The organism is Aquimarina aggregata (assembly GCF_001632745.1).
Lineage (GTDB): Bacteria > Bacteroidota > Bacteroidia > Flavobacteriales > Flavobacteriaceae > Aquimarina > Aquimarina aggregata.
In genome coordinates this window covers 1-665 of the sequence record NZ_LQRT01000056.1, presented here as the reverse complement: position 1 = coordinate 665, position 665 = coordinate 1, and the positions used below count along the sequence as shown (strand labels likewise).

General features: G+C 41.2%; 1 pseudogene. It reads left to right on the top strand.

Annotation, left to right across the window (positions count from 1 at the left end):
* Window positions 1-665 (top strand): annotated as a pseudogene (locus tag AWE51_RS23345) (hypothetical protein); the annotation flags it as partial.

Sequence of the window (665 nt, the reverse complement as noted above, 5' to 3'; positions counted from 1 at the left end):
AATTATTTGGATATTGATTCAGATGATGATGGTATTCCTGATAATATTGAGGGTCAACCTACGGTTGGTTATATCGCTCCTATTGTAGATAACCCAGCCACACCATTAATTGATGAATCTGATACTGACGGTAATGGAGTAAATGATGCTTATGATACTAACGGTACTGCATTAGATCCTGATGCTGTTGATATCGATGGTACCGGTGGTGGTGATTATATAGATACCGATGCTGATGGCGATGGTATTTCTGATGCTACCGAGGCTTATGATACCGATGGTGATAATGTTCCGGATACCTTACCTGCAAATGCGGATAGTGATGGAGATGGTTTAGATGATAATTATGATACAATTGATTTAGGTACTACCCCCGCAACGAATGCTACCGATGGAGGGGAGTTAGCGACCGATTTTCCAGATGATGATAATGTAGGCGGTGATAGAGACTGGCGAGATCCTTTAGATGCTGATGGCGATGATATTGCCGATAATATAGATTTAGATGATGATAATGATGGTATTCCAGATATTGTAGAGAGTGGCGGTAATGCTCCAAATGGAGATGAAGATGGTGATGGTGTTCCCAACTGGCAGGATGATACAGATAATGATCCTGGTAATACTATTGGAGACGGTAGTACTACAGTGTACACGGATAGTAA